The 619-nt window shown below is 37.5% G+C and carries 2 protein-coding genes; both read right to left on the reverse strand.

Annotation, left to right across the window (positions count from 1 at the left end; genetic code table 11):
- The coding region (locus tag R8N47_RS26350; RefSeq protein ID WP_318186251.1) for a glycosyltransferase at positions 1-150 on the reverse strand (150 nt) is incomplete at its 3' end.
- A 53-nt stretch (positions 151-203) separates the two neighbouring features.
- Positions 204-619, reverse strand: a 416-nt coding sequence (locus tag R8N47_RS26355) for an NAD-dependent epimerase/dehydratase family protein (protein WP_318186250.1), incomplete at its 5' end; no start/stop codon positions are given.

Genomic DNA, 619 nt, shown 5'->3' on the forward strand with positions numbered 1-619 from the left:
TTGCACCGTATCATCGGTACTACCGTCGTCCGTAATGACAATTTCGACGTTAGGGTATGCTTCTAAACTGGCATGAATTTCTTTCACTAACTTCCCGATATTTCCTTGTTCATTTTTTGCAGGAATAACGACTGATATACTCAGTAACATAGCTCTAACCTTATGTGAACTCTCGACCTTGAAAGTTCTGAATGACAAATCTTTTACTTGTTATAAAAATTCCGGTACCAAGCGACAAACTCGGCAATACCTTCTTCTACGGAAACTGACGGCCGATAACCAGTGGCTTGATAGAAAGCTGTTGTATCAGCATAGGTTTGGTATACATCTCCTGGCTGCATCTCTCGATAATTCTTCTTTGCTTCTATTCCGAGTTCATTTTCTATTGCTTTGATAAAATCCATCAAACAAATCGGTGAACCATAACCAATATTGTAAATAGAATAAGGAGCAGAACTATCCGCTGGAGTACTATTTTCAAACTGCCATCGCTGATTAATTCTTGGTATGACATCAGAAATTCTGACTATCCCTTCAACAATGTCATTAATATGGGTAAAGTCCCTCCACATATCACCATTATTATTAATATCAATAGACTGACCGTTAATTATTTTCT

This window comes from Vibrio sp. 2132-1, assembly GCF_033344315.1.